Source organism: Streptomyces sp. NBC_00038 (assembly GCF_026343635.1).
Lineage (GTDB): Bacteria > Actinomycetota > Actinomycetes > Streptomycetales > Streptomycetaceae > Streptomyces.
On sequence record NZ_JAPELQ010000001.1, the window covers coordinates 9,029,871 to 9,053,423 of the forward strand.

16 protein-coding genes and 3 tRNA genes are annotated in these 23,553 nt (G+C 70.7%); 10 read left to right on the forward strand and 9 right to left on the reverse strand.

Going from position 1 to position 23,553, the window contains the following annotated elements; translation table 11 throughout:
- The first annotated feature begins 195 nt into the window (after nt 1-195).
- A complete protein-coding gene (locus OG219_RS40445) occupies nt 196-1,149 on the forward strand; it encodes a multicopper oxidase domain-containing protein (RefSeq protein WP_266835288.1) in 954 nt (317 codons plus the stop codon).
- Nucleotides 1,150-1,347: 198 nt separating this feature from the next.
- The gene (locus tag OG219_RS40450; protein WP_266835290.1) at nt 1,348-2,394 is read left to right on the forward strand and encodes a LacI family DNA-binding transcriptional regulator; all 1,047 of its coding nucleotides are present in this window, start codon (nt 1,348-1,350) and stop codon (nt 2,392-2,394) included.
- Between the two features lie 207 nt (nt 2,395-2,601).
- On the opposite strand, the gene OG219_RS40455 is transcribed toward OG219_RS40450, so the two are convergent.
- Nucleotides 2,602-4,074, reverse strand: coding sequence for a hypothetical protein (locus tag OG219_RS40455; RefSeq protein WP_266835292.1), 1,473 nt, complete (start codon nt 4,072-4,074; stop codon nt 2,602-2,604).
- A 94-nt stretch (nt 4,075-4,168) separates the two neighbouring features.
- On the opposite strand from OG219_RS40455, the gene OG219_RS40460 reads away from it, so the two are divergent.
- The gene (locus OG219_RS40460) at nt 4,169-4,960 is read left to right on the forward strand and encodes a VOC family protein (RefSeq protein WP_266835294.1); all 792 of its coding nucleotides are present in this window, start codon (nt 4,169-4,171) and stop codon (nt 4,958-4,960) included.
- A 200-nt stretch (nt 4,961-5,160) separates the two neighbouring features.
- The gene (locus OG219_RS40465) at nt 5,161-5,409 is read left to right on the forward strand and encodes a WhiB family transcriptional regulator (protein ID WP_266835296.1); all 249 of its coding nucleotides are present in this window, start codon (nt 5,161-5,163) and stop codon (nt 5,407-5,409) included.
- A 21-nt stretch (nt 5,410-5,430) separates the two neighbouring features.
- On the opposite strand, the gene OG219_RS40470 is transcribed toward OG219_RS40465, so the two are convergent.
- Nucleotides 5,431-7,902, reverse strand: coding sequence for a hypothetical protein (locus OG219_RS40470; protein WP_266835298.1), 2,472 nt, complete (start codon nt 7,900-7,902; stop codon nt 5,431-5,433).
- A gap of 96 nt (nt 7,903-7,998) precedes the next feature.
- Between OG219_RS40470 and OG219_RS40475 the strand changes: the two genes are divergently transcribed.
- The 3 genes from OG219_RS40475 to OG219_RS40485 all read left to right on the forward strand — a co-directional run bounded on the left by OG219_RS40475 (nt 7,999) and on the right by OG219_RS40485 (nt 9,516).
- A tRNA-Ser gene (locus tag OG219_RS40475) sits at nt 7,999-8,070 on the forward strand.
- An 8-nt stretch (nt 8,071-8,078) separates the two neighbouring features.
- Nucleotides 8,079-8,150 (forward strand) — tRNA-Glu (locus OG219_RS40480).
- A 34-nt stretch (nt 8,151-8,184) separates the two neighbouring features.
- Nucleotides 8,185-9,516 (forward strand): SDR family NAD(P)-dependent oxidoreductase, encoded by a 1,332-nt coding sequence (locus tag OG219_RS40485; RefSeq protein WP_266835300.1) that lies wholly within the window; start codon nt 8,185-8,187, stop codon nt 9,514-9,516.
- A 124-nt stretch (nt 9,517-9,640) separates the two neighbouring features.
- Here OG219_RS40485 and OG219_RS40490 read toward each other — a convergent pair whose 3' ends face one another.
- Together OG219_RS40490 and OG219_RS40495 are read right to left on the reverse strand one after the other, a co-directional pair.
- Nucleotides 9,641-11,389: an AAA family ATPase gene (locus OG219_RS40490; RefSeq protein ID WP_266836399.1), complete on the reverse strand. Its 1,749-nt coding sequence runs from the start codon at nt 11,387-11,389 to the stop codon at nt 9,641-9,643.
- A gap of 125 nt (nt 11,390-11,514) precedes the next feature.
- Nucleotides 11,515-12,915 (reverse strand): hypothetical protein, encoded by a 1,401-nt coding sequence (locus tag OG219_RS40495; RefSeq protein ID WP_266835302.1) that lies wholly within the window; start codon nt 12,913-12,915, stop codon nt 11,515-11,517.
- Between the two features lie 88 nt (nt 12,916-13,003).
- On the opposite strand from OG219_RS40495, the gene OG219_RS40500 reads away from it, so the two are divergent.
- Nucleotides 13,004-13,079 (forward strand) — tRNA-Trp (locus OG219_RS40500).
- A 48-nt stretch (nt 13,080-13,127) separates the two neighbouring features.
- Here OG219_RS40500 and OG219_RS40505 read toward each other — a convergent pair.
- Nucleotides 13,128-14,033, reverse strand: a complete 906-nt coding sequence (locus tag OG219_RS40505; protein ID WP_266835304.1) for a hypothetical protein — start codon at nt 14,031-14,033, stop codon at nt 13,128-13,130.
- Between the two features lie 83 nt (nt 14,034-14,116).
- Between OG219_RS40505 and OG219_RS40510 the strand changes: the two genes are divergently transcribed.
- Nucleotides 14,117-17,995, forward strand: a complete 3,879-nt coding sequence (locus OG219_RS40510) for a hypothetical protein (protein ID WP_266835306.1) — start codon at nt 14,117-14,119, stop codon at nt 17,993-17,995.
- Nucleotides 17,996-18,040: 45 nt separating this feature from the next.
- Here OG219_RS40510 and OG219_RS40515 read toward each other — a convergent pair whose 3' ends face one another.
- From OG219_RS40515 to OG219_RS40525, 3 genes are all read right to left on the reverse strand, one after another.
- Nucleotides 18,041-19,018 (reverse strand): acyl-ACP desaturase, encoded by a 978-nt coding sequence (locus OG219_RS40515; RefSeq protein WP_266835308.1) that lies wholly within the window; start codon nt 19,016-19,018, stop codon nt 18,041-18,043.
- Between the two features lie 214 nt (nt 19,019-19,232).
- Complete coding sequence (gene ddaH, locus OG219_RS40520) at nt 19,233-20,009, reverse strand: dimethylargininase (protein WP_266835310.1); 777 nt, start codon at nt 20,007-20,009, stop codon at nt 19,233-19,235.
- 152 nt (nt 20,010-20,161) lie between these two features.
- Nucleotides 20,162-21,796, reverse strand: a complete 1,635-nt coding sequence (locus OG219_RS40525) for an ABC-F family ATP-binding cassette domain-containing protein (protein ID WP_266835312.1) — start codon at nt 21,794-21,796, stop codon at nt 20,162-20,164.
- Between the two features lie 338 nt (nt 21,797-22,134).
- Between OG219_RS40525 and OG219_RS40530 the strand changes: the two genes are divergently transcribed.
- Entirely contained in the window at nt 22,135-22,815 is a 681-nt protein-coding gene (locus tag OG219_RS40530; RefSeq protein WP_266836400.1) for a GPP34 family phosphoprotein, read from the forward strand.
- Nucleotides 22,816-22,958: 143 nt separating this feature from the next.
- Here OG219_RS40530 and OG219_RS40535 read toward each other — a convergent pair whose 3' ends face one another.
- Nucleotides 22,959-23,375 (reverse strand): SsgA family sporulation/cell division regulator, encoded by a 417-nt coding sequence (locus OG219_RS40535; RefSeq protein ID WP_266835314.1) that lies wholly within the window; start codon nt 23,373-23,375, stop codon nt 22,959-22,961.
- Between the last annotated feature and the right edge of the window lie 178 nt (nt 23,376-23,553).

Sequence of the window (23,553 nt, forward strand, 5' to 3'; positions counted from 1 at the left end):
GTGAGCCGCATGTGGTCATCCACTCCTCGTCGGTCACAGACAGCGCAAAGGAAGCTAGACCTCTTTTCGTGGCTCGCCAATAGGTATGACCGGGATGGAACGAACTTTGTCCTGGGTGTGGATAAACGGGGGCGGCGCGACTACGGTCTCACAGGTTCATCTCCGTAAATTCCGTACCAGCGTGGGGAGTTCGGCATGGACAGACGCGGCTTCAATCGGCGGATGCTGCTGGGCGGGGCGGCGATCGCGACCGGTGCGACATCGTTGTCGTCGGCCACGCAGGCGGTGAGCGCCGGTGGCACGGTGCGGACCGCGCCGGCCGGCGGGGAGGTCCGGCACATCAAGCTGTACGCCGAGAAACTCGCCGACGGGCAGATGGGCTACGGGCTCGAGAAGGGCAAGGCGTCGATCCCCGGCCCGTTGATCGAGCTCAACGAGGGCGACACGCTGCACATCGAGTTCGAGAACACCATGGACGTGGCGGCGAGCCTGCACGTCCACGGTCTCGACTACGAGATCTCCAGCGACGGAACGAAGTTGAACAGGAGTGACGTCGAACCGGGCGGGACCCGCACCTACACCTGGCGCACCCATGCGCCCGGCCGCCGCGCCGACGGCACCTGGCGCGCGGGCAGCGCGGGGTACTGGCACTACCACGACCACGTCGTCGGCACCGAGCACGGCACGGGCGGCATCCGCAAGGGCCTCTACGGCCCGGTGATCGTCCGCCGCAAGGGCGACATCCTGCCCGATGCGACCTTCACCATCGTCTTCAACGACATGCTGATCAACAACAAGCCTGCCCACTCGGGCCCCAACTTCGAGGCCACGGTGGGCGATCGCGTGGAGATCGTGATGATCACTCACGGCGAGTACTACCACACGTTCCACATGCACGGTCATCGCTGGGCCGACAACCGCACGGGGTTGCTGACCGGCCCCGACGACCCGAGCCAGGTCATCGACAACAAGATCGTCGGGCCCGCCGATTCATTCGGCTTCCAGGTGATCGCGGGGGAGGGGGTCGGAGCGGGGGCCTGGATGTACCACTGCCACGTGCAGAGCCACTCCGACATGGGGATGGTGGGGCTGTTCCTGGTGAAGAAGGCGGACGGGACGATTCCGGGGTACGAGCCGCACGAGCACTGAGCGCTCCGCTGGAGGGGCGGTGTGTCGTCTGCGGGTCCGTCGTGGCTGGTCGCGCCCACGCGGCGGAGCCGCATACATGTCACGGCCCCGCGCCCCTTCGGGCGCTGCCGAACCGGACCTCCGTGATCCGAGAGCGCTCTCACGCCTGGGCGGCGGCGCGGCTATCCTGATCCGCAACCGCCGATGAGGAGCCCAGAGGTGACCGAGACAGCGTCGCGCCCCACTTTGGAGGCCGTGGCCGCGCGGGCCGGGGTCTCCCGGGCCACCGTGTCGCGCGTCGTGAACGGGGGCGACGGGGTGCGCGAACCGCTCGTCGAGCGTGTCAGGCGGGCCGTCGAGGAACTGGGTTACGTCCCCAACCAGGCCGCCCGCAGTCTCGTCACCCGGCGCCACGACGCTGTTGCCGTCGTCGTCGCCGAACCGGAGACCAGGGTCTTCGCGGACCCCTTCTTCGCACTCCAACTCCGCGGCATCAGCAAGGAATTGACGGCGCACGACTCACAACTCGTGCTGCTGCTCACAGAGGGCCGCGACGACCACGCACGCGTCGGCCGCTATCTCGCCGGCGGCCATGTCGACGGCGCACTCGTGTTCTCGCTGCACCTCGACGACCCACTGCCCGGCCTGATCCACGGCGCGGGCGTGCCCACCGTCTTCGGCGGGCGGCCCGGCTGGGGCGACGGCCCCCGCAACGCCGTGTCGGCGGTCTATGTCGACTCCGACAACCGGGGCGGCGCCCGAGAGGCCGTACGTCATCTCGTCGCGCTCGGGCGTACGCGCATCGCGCACATCACCGGCGCCCTCGACCAGACGTCGGCGGTCGACCGGCTCGACGGGTTCCGGGACGTCATGGTCGACGGCGACCCCGGTCTCATCGCCGAGGGCGACTTCACACCCGCGGGCGGCGAGCGCGCGATGCGGGAGCTCCTGGAGCGCCGCCCCGACATCGACGCGGTGTTCGTCGCGAACGACCTGGCGGCCTCCGGCGCCCTGCGCGTCCTGCGCGAACAGGGGCGGCGGGTGCCCGAGGACGTCGCCGTGATCGGCTTCGACGACATGCTGCCGGTCGCCGAACAGACGGACCCGCCTCTGACGACGGTCCGTCAGGACATAGAGGAAATGGGCCGGTTGATGGCCAGGCTGCTGCTGCGGGGCCTCGACCGCCGGGGCGGCGAGGCAGGTCTGGGAGGCGCGCCGTCCAGCGTGGTGCTGCCGACGACGTTGGTGCGACGCGTCTCGGCGTAGCGGCGCCGTCGATTGGTGCCGCACACCCCGCGTCTGAACAGGTCCCGGGGTCTGTCCGGCGGATCAGGCCGGAGGGAAGCAGCGGGCGCCCGCCGCGGAGCGGCCGGTGTCACGCGCCTCCGCGCCTCCGCGCCTCCGCGCCTCCGCGCCTCCGCGCCTCCGCGCCTCCGCGCCTCCGCGCCTCCGGCGCGATCCGTCGGACACGACCTAGGCGCGAAGGTTCGTCAACGCATCCTCCAACAGCTCCGCCCGGTCCTGGGCGTCGGGGTAGACGGGGTCGGCGTGCCGGTCGGCCCAGCCGGTCTTCTGCAAGTGGACGACGCGTTTGATCAGAGCAGTGCGGACAGGGCGTGGCATCGGGGAGTCCGAAGGCCGCTGCCGCGTGGCGGCGAGAATGACGACGGGCATGAACCGCCAGTGCGGGTCGGGAAGTTCGAGTTCGGTCAGCAGTCCGGGGAACGCGTCCGGTGCGCCTTGGCCGAGCCGGTCGGCCAGGCTCTCGGCGCGAATGGCGGGGACGGCCGAGTCGGCGTGGCGGGCCAGGGCGGAGGACGCCGCGGTCGCATTGTCCGGGCCGCTGTACTCGCCGCGGCGCAGCGCCCCGGCGGCACAATGCCGCACCTCGTCGTCCACGTCCTCGTCCAGCAGGCGGACCAGAGCGTCCACCGCCGAGGTCTCCTCGGGGTGTCCCGGGGCGAGATGCGAGAGCCCGAGGGCCGCGGAGCTGCGGACCTGGGCGGCGGAGTGCCGGACTTTGTCCAGGAAGAGCTCCAACGGCGGGTCGGTCAGCGGGAGCTCCGCGTGCATGAGGCTGTAGCAGTCCAGGATCTCGCCGAGCGTGAACGGCTCCTGGTCCCGCGAGGCGAGATCGTCCAGGGTCTCGCGTACAGGATCCCGCCGTATCCCGTCGTGCAGAGTCACCAGACAGCCCAGCACCTCCATGCCAAGTGCCACCAGGTCCTCTTCGCCGCTCCCGCAGAGCGAGAGCGCTTCATCGACGCGAAGACCCGTGCGGGCTCGGTCCGACCAGGAGTCCTCGTCGGGCAGCGCGGCGAGCGGCATGAGCTGTTCGGCGCTTTCCGTGCTGCCCCGAGGATGCGGCAGCGCCTTCTTGAAGACGGCTCGCGCTTCCACGCGGGTGTGCTGCGCGTGCTCCTCGGAGAGCGGCTCCCCGCGGCGTACGGCGGCATGGACGGCCGAGACGGCGATACCGAATTGCAGTTCGAATAGAAACGTTCCCGGCTGGACCCCGGGCAGTCCCTCCGGTGTCCAGCCCTGCTTCCGCAGGGCCTCAAGGCGCAGCCGGGCGTCGTGCCGGAGGTCCGCGTCGATCACCTGCAGCGCAGGGGCTCCGCCCAGCTCCGCGACCAGAGCCGTCCACTCGCGCAGGACGCCGTCGGGATCGTCCAGGTTCCGCGCGAAGACCCGCACCGCGCGCCCCCGGAGTGCTTCATCACGGCACAGGGCGTCGGAGAACGCTCCGGTCGCCGCCACGAAGGCGTCCAGTGACGGTTCGTGATCGAGTGCCTGGGCCAGTTCGCGCAGCGCCCACTCCAGGTCACGCGTCTGGGCGACGTCGGCGGAGGCCTTCTCGCGGACCGCGGGGTCGGGCGACCTGAGCCGCTCGGCGAGGGTGAGACGGAGCTCCTGTCGCTTCTGTGCCCGGCGCCGAGAGAACATCCGGGAATTCTAGGTGGCGGCTCCGCCAGCGATTGTCAGTGGGCGGTGGAAGACTCGGCGGTGCAGGCAACGGGACCCCTCAAAGGAGGGCACCATGCTCACCACCCGTTTTGTCACCGGCGCTCCGAACTGGGTCGATCTCGGCACACCCGACATCGACGGCGCCACCACCTTCTACGGAGGGCTCTTCGGCTGGCAGTTCCAGTCAGCGGGGTCCGAATCCGGCGGCTACGGCTTCTTCCAGCTCGCCGGAAAGTCCGCCGCGGGCGGTATGCAGACCACTCCGGATCAGGGCCCGCCCTCCTGGACCGTCTATTTCCAGACCCCCGACGCGGATGCCACGGCCAAGTCGACCGAGCAGGCCAAGGGCTCGGTGCTGATGCAGCCCATGGACGTGATGACCGAGGGCCGCATGGCGATCCTCGCCGACGAGGCGGGGGTGCCCTTCGGCATCTGGCAGCCCGACCAGCTCAAGGGCATCGACGTGGCCGGGGACCCCGGCTCGCTGTGCTGGGTCGAGCTCTACACCCTGGACATCGCCTTGTCGGCCGCCTTCTACAACTCGGTGTTCGGCTGGGAGACCTCCGCCCAGCCGTTCCCCGGTGGCACGTACACCTGTATCAACCCGGCGGGCGCCCAGGAAGAGGACATGTTCGGCGGCGTCGTCCCGCTGGCCGACGATCCGATCGAGGTCGAGACAGGCGCGTACTGGCTGCCGTACTTCGAGGTCGAGGACACCGACGCCACGGTCGCCAAGGCCCAGGAACTGGGCGGCAAGGTCCGCATGGCAGCCACCGATGTGGAGGGCGTGGGCCGTATGGCCAAACTCGCCGACCCGTACGGGGCACGCTTCGCGGTGATCAAGAGCGCGCCGCAGCCGGGCTGACGGCCGGCCCCAGGACTTGGGGGCGGGCGTGGCGGGCGCGGTCGCCGGGAAAACTCGGCGACCGTGCCGCGCGCCGCCGTGCGGGCCCTGTCCCCGCCGGGCCATCATCACGGATGTCGTGGCGCCTGTGGGCACCGGATTGACGCGGCGTTGATGAGTCATTGATCGAACGTTTTTCGTCCGGCGGCACGATCTTCGCCATGCACACCGACACCATCACCCCGCCCGACATCGCCTGGCAGGACCAGGCGCTGTGCGCGCAGACCGGGGCCGAGTTCTTCTTTCCCGAGCCGGGCAGTTCGGTCCGCGAGGCGAAGCGCATCTGCGGTATGTGCGCGATGCGCTCCGCCTGCCTCGAGTACGCCCTGAACAACGACGAGCGCTTCGGAGTCTGGGGCGGCCTCTCCGAGAAGGAACGGCTCAGCCTCCGGCGCACGGACCAGAACTGACCGGGTGCCTCGGCAGGTCCCTCAGTCGTACGACACCGTCAACTGCCAGGTCCCGGCCGGAGCTTGTACGTCGTTCCCCGCCACCGGCAGCTCCCGTCCGTCCGCGGACGCCGACCGCACCGCGCCGAACCGGCACGGATAGACGAACCGCACCCGCTCCGGCGCCTGCGTGATGTCCACGGTCACCGTCCGCTGCTCCGGATCATGGCTGAGCCGGTACCCGAACGGCTCCCCGAAGATCGTGGGCGCCGCGTCCACCGCCACGCGTTCGCCCGCGGGCACCCAGTGCGGGCGTATCCCGGGCGCGATGTAAATGTGCGGATCGCGGTCCTCGTCGGCCTCGAAGAAGAGGATGTCGCGGATCAGCAGCAGATACTCGGCCGCCGCCCAGCCGTGCGGGATGTCGCCCATGTACCAGTGCCGGGAGGGGACTTCGGCGAAGTCCGAGGCTACGGGGAAGGCGTGCTGCTCGTTCCACGCGCCCAGCGCCGCCGCCCGTCCCGCCGTCTCCGGGAAACCCGCGCCGACCACCCAGCCGAGCAGCTCGTCCATCCGCGCCGGATCACCGGCCAGCAGATACGCGTGCGCCAACTGCATGGTCAGATAGGGCCCGTACGCGTTCCAGGCCGCCTCATGACGGTAGCCGCCGGTCACGAAGTGCGCGTACATCGTGTCGAGCGTGAAGCGTGCCGCGCGGTCCACGTCGTCGCCCAGCTTGTTGCCCATGTGCAGGCGCAGCGGATGGAAGTACGCCGCCCCGCCGATCAGCGTCGAGTCGAGCCGTCCGACGTCGTCGGGCCCGGTCGGGATGTACGTCTCCCACGCCCCGCGCGAGCGCTGCTCACCCAGCACCCAGCGGATCCCGTCACCCGTGGCCCGCTTCAAGTCGTCGAAGGCCGCCCAGAGTTCGGGTACTTCGGGTGCGCCGATCCGTTCCGCGAGGCGAGCCGCCTCGTACAGTCCGGCCAGCGCCCAGAAGTCGTCCCAGAAGTGCCGCTTGTCGCGTTCGCCGAGGTGCTCCGCACTCCAGCCCTGGTGCAACAGGCCGACACCGTCCCGGTTGTCGCGGATCCAGCGGGCGGCGTCGCGGACGTACGGCACGTACAGCTTCGCCCCGAACGCCGCGGCGGGACCGCTCGTACGGTCGAAGCGGCCGATCGCCCACAGCGCCTGCCCGTTGCTGTCCCACTCGCGGTCGTCCCTCTCGTGCGGGCCGCCGTAGAAGCCGTACTCGGCGCAGGGCCCGATGCGTCCCTGGCCCTGGTTGAACTTCAGCGGATAGTGCGTGCCCAACTGCGTTTCCGCCAGGGCCGCGTCACCGACCAGCGAGCACGCCGTCGCCTCCACCGACGAGTCGCGGATCCAGAACGAGTCGTACACCGTCGGGCCCGGATGGATCTCGCCCTGGTCGGAGAGGATCAGCAGCTGCGAACGCGCCTGCCGGAAGAGATCGGTCAGATGGCCAACCGGGCGCGGGAGTTGGGGTTGCAGGCCCTGGCCGAGGAGCTTCGCCGTCCAGAAGTCGCGGTTGGCGGATTCCAGTTCGGCCGCCGGGGTCGCGCGCAGCTCCGCCAGGTCGGCCGCCCCGCTGAACTGATCGACGGGCAGGCGTACGTCGATCTCGAAGACCTCGTCACCCGTCACCCGGAACTGCCAGGCGAACACGGCGCTGCACAGGCCGGCGACCTGGTCCTGAGCCTCCACCGCGCCGTTCAGCTTCCCGCCCGTCACCAGGTCGCGGAACGCGCTGTGCGAGAGGTAGGAGTCCGGGTCCGAGGAGAAGTCCGGATTGCCGTACACCCCGAACTGGTGGGGCGCGGTGTCGAAGGCCGGGCCCCAGCCCGAGTTGGTCTCCACGCGCTGCTCGTTCGGCAGATGGCGCAGGAACGTCAGACGGCGGTCGGTGATCCGGTGGCCGTCGCGGTCGTGCCGCTGGAATCCGCTCGGCCCGGCCGGCATGAGCGCCGCGCACAGCAGACCGTCCCGTGGCTGCCCGGTCGGACTGCTCACCGACACCCGGGTGAGAACCAGATCGCGTTGTCGCACACCCGTGGTCGTGGCGAGGGTCCGCTGCGTGAACTCGACGTCTTCCGGCGTACGGAACGTCGTCAGCACGACCGGCAGATGCGGTGCCTCCATACGCTGTTCGACGCTTCCCGAGTCGGGCAGTTGAGGCAGTCGGAGCGCACCGGTCGCCGGGTCGTGGAGGAAGAAGGAGAGACAGTACTTGTCGTAGACCGGTTCGATCTCGCCCGCCTGCCCGATCAGGGACTCCTGGCGGTGGTCCTTGACGCCGACCATGCTCCAGTAGCGGTACAGGGCGTTGGACGCGAAGGCCGCCTCCTTGGAGTCGTACGTCCCCGCGTCGAAGTCGTCGCTCCACCGCCGGAAGGCCTGCTGAGCCCACCAGGGCACGGGATACGGGACCTGCGCCCGTCCCGCCCAGCTGCGCCACATGACCTCGTAGAACATCCATTCATGGGTCTGGGCCATGGTGTTCACCCCCTTGCCCCACCGTTGCACCGCGAGAGGACGCCGTAAATCGATGCGGCGGCCCGAAGGGCGTGCGGTTAGGATCCGTGGGCGCGTCCGGGCGTAGCGCAGAGGCAGGCGCACCGCCTTGCTCAGGCGAACACGCCGGTTCGAATCCGGTCGGCCGGATCACGCGGGGGCCTGTAGAGCAGAGGCAGACTCACCGCCTTCTCAGGGCGGATACGCCGGTTCGAATCCGGCCGGGCCCACCGGGAACATCGGCAACACGCGGGGCGGGGACACATGGCCGACGGCGACGGGATCACCGAGGAGGAACTGGCGGCTTTCCACCGTACGGTCGGGAAGTTGCGGGCACTGCCCGTCGACGACCCGGTGAGACTGCGGGCCGAGCAGGTCGCGGCGTCCTTCGCGCGCGACGGGCGGTTGCGCAGGCGCAAGACGCGCGGCGCCGAGGTGACCTCGGCCGATGCGGCCGCGATGGCCGCGACGGCGACGGGCGCGGTCGACCGGCGGGAGGACGCGCCCTTGGACCGGCCCGGCGAGCGGGGCGTCTTCGCGAAGCCGCGAGCGTGCTACGTCTGCAAGACGCCCTATCGACAGGTCGACTCCTTCTACCACCGCCTGTGTCCGGACTGCGCCGCCGACAACACCGCCCGGCGGGCGCTCGGCACCGACCTGAGCGGTCGCCGTGCCCTGCTCACCGGCGGCAGGGTCAAGATCGGCTTTCAGTTGGCCCTGATGATGCTGCGCGACGGCGTCGAACTCCTGGTCACCAGCCGGTTTCCGCACGACACCGTGCGCCGGTTCCGTGCCGAGGCGGGCAGTGAGAAGTGGCTGGACCGGCTGACCGTGCTGGCCGTGGATCTGCGGGATCCGCGCCAAGTCCTCGGTCTGTGCGAGCAGTTGAGGCAGGAGGGTGAGCCGCTCGACATCCTGGTGAACAACGCGGCGCAGACGGTGCGGCGGCCCGTCGAGTCGTACGCCGTGCTGGCCGCGGGGGAGTACGCCGAGTTGCCCGAAGGCGCCCGGCAGGCGCCCGGGTTCACGCCGATGCGGGCGCTGGAGGGCGGTACCTCGCTGCCCGTGCTGCTTCACGAGGCCGACGAGGCCGGGCTGCTGCCCGATCCGTCCCCGGACAACTCGTGGTCCGCCCGGCTGGGTGAGTTGGACCCCGCCGAGGTCCTGGAGACCCAGTTGGTCAACGCGCTCGCCCCCGCCCTGCTCTGCGACCGGCTGCTGCCGCTGCTGCTCGCCTCGCCCCACCCACGCCGGTATGTCGTCAACGTGACGGCCGTCGAGGGTCGCTTCGCCGTCCGCAACAAGACGGCCGGTCATCCGCACACGAACATGGCCAAGGCCGCGCTGAACATGCTCACGCGGACCAGTGCCGCTGAACTGGCCGAGCAGGGTGTGCACATGTGTGCTGTGGACACCGGGTGGATCACTGATGAGAACCCCGCTCCCAAGAAGGAGCGGATGGCGGGGGCGGGGTTTCGTACGCCGTTGGACATCGTGGACGGGGCGGCTCGGGTGTACGACCCGATCGTGCGGGGGGAGGCGGGGGCGCCTTTGTCCGGGGTGTTCCTGAAGGATTACCGGGTGGCGGAGTGGTGAGTGGGGGGTGAGGCGATGTGTCTTCGCCCCCTCCGCCCCTTCCCGTCCCGTTCCTGGGGGCTGCGCCCCCAGACCCCCCTTTCGCGCTTCGCGCTCGTCCTCAAACGCCGGACGGGCTGAAAGATCAGCTCCGCATCCGCATCCCCATCTCCACGAATATCTCCGTCCAGAACCGCTGCTGCCCCTCCGTCGCCCCCACCAGATACGTCGCCCGCAGCTTCGGCGGGAGGAGTGCCACCAGTCGGGCGACCGCTTTCCGGTGCTTCTTGAGCTGGGACAGCTCGGCGTTGGCGAGGATCTGGTGGACCACGTCGCTGTCGTCGGCGCCCTCGTCGGAGTGCTCGGCCGCTCGGCGCAGCCGGGTCTCCCAGGCGTCCGCCTCGCGGGCGAGCTCACGCAGGCCGGTCACGGGGCGGCCGCGCAGCCGGTCGACGAGGGCTGTCAGCGGCACGGGGGCGTACTCGCCGTCGCCGAGATAGACCGTTCCCATCTCCAGCGGCAGCCCGTGCCGGTGCAGCTTGATGAGCCGCTCCAGCGTCCGCTTGGTGATCCAGGCGCGGCCGTCGTCGTCGATGTCGTGCTTCCACCACTCGAGGACGGTCTCGGCATCCGAGCCGTATCGGGCGAGCAGCCACTCGTTGGCCGGGATGTCCTCGGGCTCGACCGTCAGCGAGGCCGTGAAACGGGTCGCCTGGGCGATGTTGTTCCGGGAGACCAGGAGCTTGCGGCCGAGGTGGTAGGGCGGATTCTGGACGGCTATCTGTGCGCGCAGGTTCTCGATCCGCCGCCCCGCGAGGGACCACTCCTGGGTGATCTCCATCAGCTTCGCGAACGCGGCCTTGTCCTTGGGCCGGTTGTACTCGTCCCAGACGATCGCCTTCGGCTCGGGACCGGTGAAGTTGGCCGCGAGCAGGTTGTCCAGGGTGCCGTCCGCCGACGGGATCGGGGCGCACAGGTCCTCGACGTTGGTCACCGGCAGCGAGAAGTACAGCGGCGGCCGGCCAAGAGCGTCACGCACCGTCTCCCGTACAAGCTCCGTCTTGCCGCAGCCCGGCGGGCCCTGGAGCAGCACGGTCCAGCGATTGCGCAGTGCGGCCCGCACCACCTGGCGGACGGGATCGGGAACAGCCGCAGGATTGGAGACGCCCAGGTACTCGGCGATCCGGTCCAGGATCTCGGCCGTGCGGTTCTGTCCCGGCTTGCCGTCCGGGCGGGCCTCGCCCAGGCGCAGCCGCTCGCCGCCCACCAGCGGCAGGCCCCAGCGCAGCGGAAAACCCTCGCGGGCGTTCGCCAGGACGTGGTCCAGGGTGCGCGGCGACAGCAGCTCGCGCAGCGCGGGGGAGAGGGACGCCCACAGGGAGAAGACCGGACTCAGGTCCCACTCCCGGTACTTGGCGGCCAGATGGCTCCGCCACGAGGTGTCGTTCGCCGAGATCCGTATCGTGACCATGCGGTCGAGAAGCGCGAGATCGCTGCGCCGCGCCGAGGTCTCGGCCAGCGACTCGTTGTCGGTGAGGAAGACGCCGACGCAGCCCAGGGCGCGCAGATCGTGCTCACCGAGCGTCCAGTCGCAGGCGATCTGCATCAGCTGCGACTGGATCGTCTCGCCCGCCTGGAGCGAGTCGTCGATGAGCAGCACGAAGGGAGTGCCGGGCTTGAGCTGGCTCATCACGAGCTGGCGCAGCACGAGTTCACCGGTGCGAGGGTCCCGTACCGGGGCGTTGACCAGCAGGTCGTCCGGTGTGAGGTTCGCCGCCGGCACATGGACCAGCGTGGTGTCGGGGCGGTTGCGCGCCACGTGAGAGAAGAAAGTCGCCGTCTTTCCGATGCCGTGCTCGCCGAAGATCTGGCCCGTCTGACCCATGTCGATCATCGCGTCGATGAACGACTCGAGCCGAGAGAGCGCGGGCGGGGTGGAGTCGCTGGGGCTGGGCCGGGAGTTGGGCCCGGGGTTGGTGGCGGTCGTCATCCGTCCTGATCCTGTACTGAGTCGATGGGTTACCGCGATCCCGTGGTGACGCGATGACAGTCCATGGCTGGCATATGGGTCTCGGGCCATTCATGACCGCCCTCGGTGATCAGCCAGATCCACTTGTCGGGCTCGGCGGGCGTGATCGGCGGGGCGTGTCCGTCGGTGAGTATCACCACGGCGTCCGGACCCGCCTCGCAGAGACGGCCGTTCACCTCGGTGCGCCCTTCCACGTAGTCGGCGACGGCCTGGAAACTCGTGCCGCCTCCGCCGTACACGCGTTCGCCCGCCGCGAAGGGCATCACCACGGTGTCGAAGGACAGCCAGTGCGCCTCGACCCCGTCGATCCGTCCGACGAGTTCGGTGAGCCACTCGATCACCCGGCTCGGCATGGAACCCGAGGTGTCGTACGCGATGACGAGCACCTTGTCCCGCACCGGGCCGCGCCGCGACAACATAGGGTCCTGGCCGAGCGCCGCGAGCAGCGCGCCCCGCTTCTTCGGGTACACCAGCCGCTCTCCGTCACGCAGCTTCGAACCGAGCACGTCCACCAGCCAGCGCTGCCACCAGTCGACCGTCCGCGTCCGCGAGGTCTGGCCGCGCAGCACGCCGGCGCCCAGCCGCCCCCAGATCTTCGTGGTCCGCGCCGAGGCTCCCTCGGTACGGCCCATCAGGTCCAGCAGCTCCTGCTCGGCGCCCGTATGCCCACGCCGGGCCGCGAGCAGAGCGTTGAGGAGGGCGGAGGACGTCACCTCGTCGACGGTCTCCTGGTCGGCGGGCACGTCGGACAGCAGATGCGCGCACGACGGCTCCGCGGGCACGGGTGGCCGACGCATCCTCTTCAGCTCGCCGTACACCGTCAGGTCGGTCTCGGTGAACTCGCCGTACGTGACCGGCTCCAGCCCCTGCCCGAGCAGATCCTCCCGGTACGCCTCATGGACCTTGCGCGGATCGATGCCCGTAGGACGGTCGTCAAGGAGCGGCATTTCGTCCCTGCCGAGCCGCACCAGGGCCACATGGTTGATGGAGACTTCGGTGGCCACCTCGAAGACGGGATCCGCGCGCAGCTCGGGCTCGGCGAACAGATGACGCTGCACCAGGTGCCGGGCCTCGTGGAACAGCACGAACTTCACGCCGTCCAGGCCGAGTCGTACGAAAAAGTCAGGGTTGTAGAGCAGCAGGCAGGAGCCGTCGCCCGAAGCCACCACCGCCGCGGTGTCCACCGCGGTCGTCGCCAGCTGGTGGTGGCACTTCGCGTACAGCCAGGAGGCCACCGCCGACTCCGTCAGCCCGAAGTCGAGCAGCGCGGCCTCCTTGAGCCGCCCCGCCTGCTCCATGACCTCGGCATCGGCCGGGCGGTACCGCTCCAGCGCCCGGCGGTCCGCCAGATCGACCACGGGACGACGCCGTCCTCGCACTCCGTACGCCATGACCCGCCCCCCGTGTCGTGTCCCCCATTGCCTCTTTGGTACCAGGTGCCACTGACATCGGGCCAAGGCATTACGCTCGGCCCCAAGGGCGGGGCCGTAGCGCAGAGGCAGGCGCACCGGTCTCCAAAACCAGAACACGCTGGTTCGAATCCAGCCGCCCCGCCCCCGTCCGCCGTACGGGAGAACGATCCCAGGACGTTCCGCCAACGCCCTCAGGCGATCGCTCCCGCCGTGATCACCAGCTCCGGGACCGTCCCGTGGTAGGTCCCGATCAGTTGGGCGAGTACGGCCCAGGCCTCCTCACGGTCGCCCAAGTGCTCGCGCACGAGCGGCCGTAGCGCGTCCTCGGCCTCCCCGACGCGGGACGGGAACATCGTCCGGCCCAGGGACAGCACCCGCAGTACCCGGCCGGCGGGGTTCCAGGACAGCGCGTACTGCGCGGCACCGTCGATGACGCCGGCCTGCCGCACCCGGTGAGTGAACTTCGCGTGCGAGCCGAACTGGGCGCGCAGCGCGGGTGGGCAGTCGGGGCGTACGGCCAGGACCCAGCGCGCATAGCCGGGCAGCGGATGCTCCCGGTCCGCTTCCGTGACCGTCTGCCAGTCGGCGGCTCCCAGGACCATGGACCCGGCGTTCCTGGCCGGCGCCATGGAAGTGGACGCCCGCAGCGCGCCGATGAGCCCGTACTTCGTGAAGTGCTCAGGAACGGGCGGCTCTTGATCGCGCCTCAGGGGATGCGTCAGAGGTACGGCGGTCGTGCGGCCGGCGCCGTACGGGATCCCCCTCGCGATGGCGCGGCGCATCGAGTCGTCCGCGTTCATGTGCCGCCACACGATGGCGTTCAGCTCCGGATCGTCCTCCTCCAGAACCCACAGCAGCACCGAGGACGGCACGGGCGTCTGCGTCCACCACGAGTACGACTTGCGGCGCGCGTCCAAGGAGTCCTCGGGCCGCTCGGCCTCCTCGGACTTCCTGCCCAGGAACGACCGCAGGCCTGTCCGCTGCTTGCTCGGGAGCGGCCGCGGTCCCATCCGCTGCCGTGCCCGCTCGGCCGCTTCGGCCTCGATCAGACCGAGCAGGAAGTCGACCGCCCGTTCTGTCGTGCTGTTGTCATGCATGGCCGAATGATGCCGCAGGCGCGCCCGGGTCCGCACCGGGAAATCGGTCCGCCGCGCTGCCCCGAGCAGGCACAATCCCCGGCATGACCCGCACCCCGCAGCAGCGTGCCGAGAGTTTGCTCAACGCCCTCGATCCGCTCGCCCATCCGCAGCGCATGCGTGAACTCGCCCTGCGGGTACGGGAGATGGACCCGCTACGGCCGGTGCTGGAAGAACTCGAAGCCCAAGGTCCCTACGAACGCGGGATCGCCGTCGTCGCGGCGTCCGTCGGCAGGGACGCCGGGTGGATCGCGGACCGCATCGCCGACCAGGACGCATTCGTACGCGGTCACGCGCTGCGCGTCGCCGACAGCCTCCAAGTACCCAACTCCGCCTACGAGTCGGCGCTCGACGACGCTCCGGAGGCGGTCCGCAGACAGCTGCTGCGCGCGATCGTCGCGGGGCGCCGTACCGCGCTCGCCGACCGGCTGGTGGACGCGCTGCGGCGGGAGTGGGGTGACGCGGAGGCGGCGCGGGTGCTGCCCGGCTGCGCGTCGGAGACGGTCGCCCGCCTGCTGCCCGAACTCTTCCACGCCGTCACCGGTTGGAAGGCGCTCGCCGGCCGGCATCCCGGCACCCTTCTCGATGTCGCTGAACGGGAGTTGAGCACACTCCCCGAGGGGCTGCGCGACACCTGGTGGGACCGGTACGTGCTGGGCGTGGACGCCACGGTCGCAGCAGAGCCGCTGCGGGTGTTCGACCTGCTGGAACGCTTCGGGCCACCCGGGGCCCTGCCGTACCAACTCCACGACCGCTTCGGCGAGTTCGCGTCGGCCGACCCGGGCCGGCTGCTGAGGCTGCTGCTCACCCCGGCCGGAATCGCCGTACTGCGCGGCAGAGTCCTGAGTCCCGCCGTACTGCGCCGGCTGGCCCGCTCCGGTGCCCCCGAACTCGCCGCGTGCGGACAGATCTTGGCCGGGTGGGGCGATCTCGCGGCGCTCGTGAGAGCGCTGCCGCCGGCGCAGCGGCACGCCTTCTACCGGGCCGCGCACGGGGGCCGGGGAGCGGGACCTGCCAGCCTCGACGGAGCCGGACCCGTCACCGTCGACGCGGTGATGCTCGAAGCGCTGCCGCGCAGTTGTGTCGCCGAGGAGGCCCGGCGGATGGCCGCCGTCGCCCGTGAACGCGGGGCCCTGTGGGACACCCTGCTGCTCGCCGATTCCTTCCTGCCCGTCGCCGAGGTGCGCGAGCGGCTCGTCGAGGCCACCAGGCGCCCGGCCGCCGAAGACCGCGCCACGGCCTGGCCGTTGCTCATCGCCAACGCGGCGCGCTCCGGTGACCCCGCCGCCGTCACCTCCGTACTGGAGGAGATGGCGCGGCTGCGCAACGAACAGGACCCGGTGCGATCCGCCGCGCTCCACGCGCTCTCCGGAGTCCGGCCCACGCTCTACACCGAGGACGCCGAGCCGCACCTCGACCGCATCACCACGGACGCCGTCGAGGCCCGCGACTCCTCGCCCGGCACCCGGCAGGCCCTCAGTCGGCTGGCCCTCGTCGTCCTGCGCGAGCACGCGGCGGGCGGCCAACGGGACCTGGTCAACTGGGCGTTGCGCACACTGGTCCGGATATCCGGCAACACCGGAGGCGCGGACCTCGGCAGGCTCGACGCGACGCTGCGCCGGGGCCAGGAGCACCAGGTGTACGAGGCGCTGAGCCCCTGGATCGAGGCGGGCGCCGAGCGGGTCGACTACAGCCTCGCCTTCGCGCTCGCCCGCGCCGTGGGGCGGCGCGCCGCGGGCATGCCCGAGCTGCAGCAACTCCTGTGGCAGGCCATTCGGTACGGCAATGACGCCACCGTGCGCACGGCGGTCGCCCTGTGGTTGGAGCCGCCGGCGACCCGGGACGAACGGGTGGCACGGATCCTGGCGCTGGAACCTTCCGCCGTCGCGCTGTGGCCCGTCCGCGAGGTCGTCGCCCGGCGCCGCACCGATCTCCTCGACCTGCTGCCGGCCGCCACCCCGCCGTACGGGCGCTTCCTCACCAAGGGCACGCCCTGGACGCTGCCCGTCGGGCGTGACGTACGGCGCTGGGTTCCGCGTCAACAGGCAGTGGCAGTCCGGCAGTTGGCGTCGGAGGCGGAGGATGCCGGACTGCCGCTGTACCAGCGGGCGTCCGCCATCGCCCGGGGCGCGTCGGTCCCCGGCCGAGGAGCCGATCTCGTACGCCGCTGGACGGGATCCCCGGAGGTGGTGCTCGCCGAGGCCGCCCTCGGCGCGCTGGCCCGCACCGACCGGCCCGCCGAGGCACTGCTCGAACTGCTGGCGTACGCGGGCGGCGACCGTGCCCGTGTCGCCGTGTACGCGGCCGCGCAGGCGTCCCGGCACGAGGCCCCGTCGCGGCTGGCCGAGCAGCTGCGGGCCGTGCTGCTCGCGTCGGACGCCAAGGTCACCAGCCGGAAGGAGGCCGTCCGGCTCGCCGCCGTACGGCTCCCGCCGGCGCGGGCGGCGGAGCTGGTGACAGCGGCTTACGCGGACCCCGGCGCCCACGTCGACGTCCGCGCCGCCTGCGTCGCCGTCGCGGGCGTGCTGCTCTCCGAGGAACCGGTCTGGGACCTGCTGCGTGACGCCGCCGGCGCCGAGTCCGTACTCCGCACCGCTGTCCTGCGGGCCTCGCCCCTGGACCTGCCTGAACCCTCTCGGGAGCGCTACGCCCGCCTGATCCGCGACGTCTGCTCCACCGACGACCCGCAGACAGCCACCCTCGCCTTCGACGCGCTCGCCCGCTGGGCACCCTGGTCCCCGGACGCCCCGACGGTCCTCGCCGACGCCACCGCCGACCTGACGGAACGCACGAGCTGGCGCGCCGCGGCCAACGGCCTGGTGACCGCGGCGGCGGGGTCGCCACGGGGTGGCCGGGGCCTCCAGCAGGCGCTGCGGACCCTCGCCGAGACGGAGGCCCACTACGCGGCGCGGCCTGCCGACGGGGGTGCCGTCGGCTCCGCCCGAGGCGGGGGCCGGCCTGCGGCTGTGGGGGATGCCCACACCGGGTCCGGGGCGGGGCCCGCCGGGGGCGGTGATGCGGACGGCTTGGCCGGTGACGCCGAGAGCGGTGTTCGCCCGGCTCCAGGCCGGTCCGGGACCGTGGCCTCAGCCGAGGCGGTCGGCTCTGCCGATGCCGTTCAGCGCGGCGTACAGCCGGCCCTGGACCGGCCCGACGCCGTCCCCCCAGCCGAGGCGCCGGGCTCGGCCAGCGACGCAGACCGCGGCGTACAGCCGGCCTCGGACCGGGCAGACACTGCCCCCTCAGCCGACCCGGTGGAGCGCGGCGCTGTTCCGGCCCAGGACCGCGCCGGAACCGTCACCAGCACAGAAGCGCTCGGCTACGCCGGAGCCGGAGCCGGAGCCGGAGCCGGAGCCGGAGCCGGACCCGGACCCGGACCCGGACCCGGCCCCGAAGCGGGCCCCGAAGCCGAAGCCGGCGAGCGCCGTGATCGCCCCGCCCGCCAACGCGTCGAGTACCTCGTCGCCCGCCTCGCCGAGCACGCGAGGACGGCCCCGGGGCCCATCCGGCCCGCGGCCCTCGCCGCGGGTGAGCTGCTCGCCGGGTATGACGCCTTCGTGCCCCAGGCCGCCGCGATCACGGTGTTCCATCTGGACCTGGACGCGGAACCAGGCCGGCTGGACCGCCTGGCCGCGCTCACCGAAGGCCGCCCGGCGCTCGCGGCCCGGACTGCCGGGGAGCTCGCGACGCGGCTGCGCGGACAGGCGCACGAAGGTGACCCCCAGGTGCTGCTCGATACGGCCCGGCGCCTGACCGCGCACGGCGGTCACGGCGAGGGACTGCTCGCAGCGGCCCTCACCGAGGCGATCGGCACCCGCACGGGCTGGGCCGCGCCCTGGCGGGAACAGCTGAGAGCACTGCGCCGCCACCCGGTGGCCGACGTGCGCGATGCGGCGTTGGACCTGGTGACGGCGTACGAGTGAGGTGACTCCGGAGAGGGACCGGAGGGGGACCCGAGGGCCGGGGTGTCAGCCGGCGGCGCGGGCTGCCATGCGGGCCTTGCGGGTCGCGAGCTTCTCGTCGAACTTCGAGGCCTCGGAGTCCAGGCCGTTCATGAAGAGGCCGAGCTCCTCCTGGGCCCGCAGACCCTCGGGGCCGAAGCCCTCCATCTCCAGGACCCGCAGGTGGCGCAGCACCGGCCGCAGCACGTCGTCGTGGTGGATGCGCATGTTGTAGACCTCGCCGATGGCCATCTGCGCGGCGGCACGCTCGAAGCCGGGCATGCCGTGCCCGGGCATCCGGAAGTTGACGACGACGTCACGCACGGCCTGCATGGTGAGGTCGGGGGCCAGCTCGAAGGAGGCCTTGAGGAGGTTGCGGTAGAAGACCATGTGCAGGTTCTCGTCGGTCGCGATGCGCGCCAGCATGCGGTCGCAGACGGGGTCGCCCGACTGGTGACCGGTGTTGCGGTGCGAGACACGGGTCGCCAGTTCCTGGAAGGCGACGTACGCGACGGAGTGCAGCATCGAGTGGCGGTTGTCCGACTCGAAGCCCTCACTCATGTGCATCATGCGGAACGCTTCGAGCTTGTCGGGGTCGACGGCGCGCGAGGCGAGCAGGTAGTCGCGCATCACGATGCCGTGGCGGCCCTCCTCCGCGGTCCAGCGGTGCACCCAGGTGCCCCAGGCGCCGTCACGCCCGAAGAGGGAGGCGATCTCGTGGTGGTAGCTCGGCAGGTTGTCCTCGGTGAGGAGGTTGACGACCAGCGCGATCCGGCCGATCTCGGTGACCTTGGACTGCTCCTTGCCCCAGGCCTCGCCGTCCTCGAAGAGGCCGGGGAAGTTGCGGGCGTCGCTCCACGGCACGTACTCGTGGGGCATCCAGTCCTTGGTCACCTTGAGGTGCCGGTTGAGTTCCGTCTCGACCACTTCCTCCAGCGCGTACAGCAGCCGAGCGTCGGTCCAGTCGGAGGACGGGCTGCCGAGGTGGGGAGAAGTGATCGTCACGAGGGCTCCAGGGGGACGGGAGGGCTGAGCGTTTTCGCAACCTACGCCATCGTAGGCTACGTATCCGTAGGTTACGAAACCGTAGGTTAAGCATTCTGTAAAGACCCCCTGATCAGCAGGGGTCTCCGTTGGAGATCGAGTACCTTTCGGCACTCGTTCGAACCGGCTCCGGACCCGCAGTTCACGGGTCCGAACGGGCGACTCGATCACCCGTTCAGACGTACAGCTCCCGGAGCCGGACCGAGAGGCATGTCACACAGCCTTCGAGTTTCTCGAACTCGCTGATGTCGACGAGAACGGGTTCATGGCCGAGGTCCGCGAACAGCTCCGCGGTCTTCGGGGCGCTCGACGACATCAGCAGCTTTCCGCCGCCGAGCAGTACCACGTGCGCACCGGACTCCTCCGGCACCGGCAGGAAGCGCGGGAACAGCGACGGCGTGTCCACCTCGGGGACGTGGCCGATCACCGTCCCGTCCGGCAGCGCCGTGACCGCCGACTTCAGGTGCAGCACCTTGCTCACGGGTACGGCGACGACCCGGGCCCCGAGCGGTTCGAGCGCCGCCCGCAGCTGCTGGACCCCGGCCGCGTTGGTCCGACCGCCCCGGCCCACGTACACGGTGTCGCCGACCTTCAGGATGTCACCGCCGTCCAGGGTTCCCGGGGGCCAGATCCAGTTCACCGAGCAGCCGAGACGGGCCACGGCCTCCTCGACCCCGGCGGTCTCGCCGCGCCGGGACTCCGCGCCGGGGCGGGCGATCAGCGCGACGTTGCGGAAGACGACCACCGTGTCCTCGACGAACACGGAGTCCGGGCAGTCGTCGGCCGGATCCACCTCGACGGTCTCCCAGCCGTGCGTACGCAGGGCCTCCGCGTACGCCTCCCACTGCTCGACCGCCAGGTCGACGTCCACCTTCTCGCGCTCGATGTGCGTCACCAGCCCCTCGGCGAGGCGGGGGCTGGGCCGGCGTATGAGGGCTTTCTGGCTGGGCACGTGCGGGTCTCCGAATCGGCAGGGGGCGTCGGCGCACATCATGCAGCGCCGATCCGCGCCGACAACAGCCCCCAGGACCCCATGAGGCGGTCTTGGCCGGCGAGGCCGGGCGGCCCCTGCCTCCGAAGCTATGCGGTTTCCCGCGCCCGGCGCTAGGAGGGATACCCGACAGCTTCCCGCCCGATTTCTTTCAGTTCTCCTCCTTCCATGAGCAGCCAGCGCGTGATTCCGACCGATTCGAGGAACGGCATGTCGTGGCTGGCGACGATCAGCGCCCCCTCGTACGACTCCAGGGCCGTGGTGAGCTGCCGGACGCTCGCCATGTCGAGGTTGTTCGTCGGCTCGTCGAGCATCAGGAGCTGCGGCGCGGGCTCGGCCAGCATCAGCGCCGCGAGCGCCGCGCGGAAGCGCTCACCGCCGGAGAGCGTCGCCGCACACTGGTCCGCCTTCGCCCCCTTGAACAGGAAGCGGGCCAGCCGCGCCCGGATCCGGTTGTTGGTGGCGTCGGGCGCGAAGCGGGCCACGTTCTCCACGACGCTCAGCTCGTCGTCGAGAACGTCGAGCCGCTGCGGCAGGAACCGCAACGGCACATGGGCCCGCGCCTCACCAGACACGGCGTCCAGTTCCCCGGCGATCGTGCGGAGCAGCGTCGTCTTGCCCGCGCCGTTGCGCCCGATCAGCGCGATCCGCTCGGGTCCGCGCAGGTCGAAACCACCGGCCACGCGCGCGTCGTACCTCAACTCCAGGTCCTGGAGGGTGAGGACGTCACGGCCCGGCGGCACGGCCGTGTACGGCAGCTCGACGCGGATCTCGTCGTCGTCCCGTACGGCGTCCGCCGCCTCGTCGAGGCGCTCCTTGGCCTCGGCGAGCTTCTCCTCGTGCAGGGTGCGGTACTTGCCGGCGGACACCTGCGCCGTGCGTTTGCGTACCCGCATGACAGCCCTCGGCTCGCGCTTCTGGTCGAACATCTTCTGCCCGTACCGCTTGCGCCGGGCCAAAGTGACCTGGGCGTCGACCAGTTCGCGCTTCTGCTTCTTCATGTCGGACTCGGCGACGCGCACCATGCGCTCGGCCGCCTCCTGCTCGACGGCGAGCGCCTCCTCGTACGCGGAGAAGTTGCCGCCGTACCAGGTGACCTCACCGGAGTGCAGATCGGCGATCTGGTCGACCAGGTCGAGGAGTTCGCGGTCGTGGCTGACCACGACCATGACCCCGGACCAGGCCTCGACGGCCGCGTACAGCCGCCGACGCGCGTACAGGTCCAGGTTGTTGGTCGGTTCGTCCAGCAGGAGTACGTCGGGACGGCGCAGCAGGAGGGCGGCCAGGCGCAGCAGTACCGACTCGCCGCCCGACACCTCACCGATGGTGCGGTCCAAGTCGACGTGGCCGAGCCCGAGTTCGCCGAGTGTGGCGAGCGCCCGCTCCTCGACGTCCCAGTCGTCTCCTACGGCGTCGAAGTGCTCCTCGGACGCGTCGCCCGCCTCGATGGCGTGCAGCGCGGCTCGGGTGGCGGCGATGCCGAGCACCTCGTCGACACGCAGACCCGTGTCGAGCGTGACGCTCTGCGGCAGGTGGCCGACCTCGCCCGCCACACGCACCGTGCCGTCCGCAGGGGTGAGTTCTCCGGCGATCAGCTTCAACAGGGTTGATTTCCCTGAGCCGTTGACGCCGACGAGTCCGGTCCTGCCGGGGCCGAAGGCGATCTGGAGGTCGTCGAAGACGGCGGTGCCGTCCGGCCAGGCGAAGGAGAGGGAGGTGCAGGTGATGGAGGTGGGGAAGGTTGACAAGGAGGCCTCGCGGTTTGCCGGGTGTGGTCAGGGGCACGTGTGGGGGACACCGCGAGGTGGGACGATCAAGGTACGAGGCAGATCAAGTCCGAGGACGGATCCAATTCCGAGGGCAGCAAGAAGGCCCTGTACCGGAAGGACGGCTCGTACGCCGAGGTCGCACGCTGCGCACACCGAGGCCGACAGGGGCCGGCTGGATGTGACGCGGTGTCTCAGACCTCAGACGAGCAACGTCCTTCTCCAATCGACGGCAACAGGACCGCTTCACACGCTAGAAGCGGGCCCTGACCCCTGTCAAAGGAATTAACGTGGCCCTCAGACGACGCGAAGGAGACCCCGTGCCCGACGGCTCGCTCTCGCTGCCAGCCCGGCTCTACCTGCTTTCCTGGGACACCGAGAGGCTCAAGGTCACCGGCGCGACCCACCTCCACCACTTGGTGCGCGCCGGCGCCCTCACCGAACTCGCGCAGCGGGGTCTGCTCGCGGATGTGGAAGGCATCGCCACCCCGGTCGATCCCGACGCCCGCACGGGGGATCTCGTCCTCGACGGCCTCCTGGAACTCGTCGAGGAGTCCCGGCCACGGAAGTGGAAGGCGTGGGTGACCCTGCGGGCGCGCGTCACGCTGGACGCCGTACGCGCGCAGCTCGCGGCCGAGGGATATCTGCGGGCGGAGAAGAAGCGGGTGCTCGGGCTGTTCCCGTCCGTGGAGTACGAGCTGGAGCGGGTGTCCGCCGTGGACGGACTGCGCGAGGAGGTACGTCAGGTGGTGCTGGGCGCCCGGCCCGTGGCCGACGTCTCCGATCGCGACGCGGCTCTCGCGGCCCTCGCCGCCGCGGCCGAACTCCGCACCCTCCTGTCGGGCAAAGAACGCAGACTCCACAAGGACCGCATCGAGGAACTGACGGACCGCAGCGGCGCGGCGGCTCCGGCCCTGAAGAAGGTCATCCAGGAGGTACGCACAGCGGTGATGGTCGCGGTGACCACGGGGGCGGCGACGGGGGCCGCCACCGGCGGTTGAGGACGCGGCGCACGCCGTGGTTCCTCGTGTCACGCGGGAGCTGCGGGGCACGGGAACCTACGACTCGCCGACGGAAGGGCTCGACCGCACCGAGCTCGACGCGCTGATGAGTGGCAGTTGCTGAGGCGGAGCGGGGGAGCCGCTCAGCAGGGGCCGCGCATGAGCTCCGCGAGGTCGTGGTCCAGGTCCACCTGGAGGTGCTCGAGTCCGACGGGCACGAGGTCCGTGCTGCGGCTCAGGAAGCTCCGTACGTCACCGGAGCGCACATGCACCACTGCGGTGCCCTCGGGGGCGTGGAACTCCAGAACGGTGCGGTCGTAGCCGTAGGGCCGCACCCGTACGTCGCCGCAGCCCACCGCGCCCTCCAGTCCGGACACGAGAAGTTCGCGCGCGAACGTCCAGCAGACCTCCACGCCTTCCAGAGTGGCCGGGGCGGGGAAGGTCATGCGGACGGCGAAGGGATCGCTTCGGTCGTAGTGGAGGGTTGCGGGAATGCTCGGCATCCGCGGCGCGGCGGCGACGAGACGTGCCTCTACGGGCTGCTCGATGACGATGGACAACGCCTTGCTCCCTTGGTGACAGCTGAACGAACTCCGGGCGGATGAGGCCGGTCAATTGAAGAGACGAAAGAACGAGTCGATTCGTGCACATGAAACCTGAGTGACCTGTGTCACCGCTTTCATTTGCTGTGGTGATCCATTCCCGTCCCGTGGTGTCCGGACATCCAAGAGGACACCC